Source organism: Bacillus pfraonensis, from assembly GCF_050768835.1.
GTDB lineage: Bacteria > Bacillota > Bacilli > Bacillales > Bacillaceae_G > Bacillus_A > Bacillus_A pfraonensis.
Genome location: NZ_JAHCDO010000118.1, coordinates 1 through 299, shown reverse-complemented (window position 1 = coordinate 299; position 299 = coordinate 1). Strand labels below are relative to the sequence as shown.

Below are 299 nucleotides of genomic sequence, written 5' to 3'. Positions count from 1 at the left end.
GGAGCTTTACTGTAGCCTGATATTGAATTTTGGTACAGTTTGTACAGGATAGGCGGGAGCCTTTGAAGCCGGAGCGCTAGCTTCGGTGGAGGCGCTGGTGGGATACCGCCCTGACTGTATTGAAATTCTAACCTACGGGTCTTATCGACCCGGGAGACAGTGTCAGGTGGGCAGTTTGACTGGGGCGGTCGCCTCCTAAAGTGTAACGGAGGCGCCCAAAGGTTCCCTCAGAATGGTTGGAAATCATTCGTAGAGTGCAAAGGCATAAGGGAGCTTGACTGCGAGACCTACAAGTCGAG

General features: G+C 53.2%; 1 rRNA gene. It reads left to right on the top strand.

Annotation, left to right across the window (positions count from 1 at the left end):
- Positions 1–299 (top strand): 23S ribosomal RNA (locus KFD70_RS29370); the annotation flags it as partial.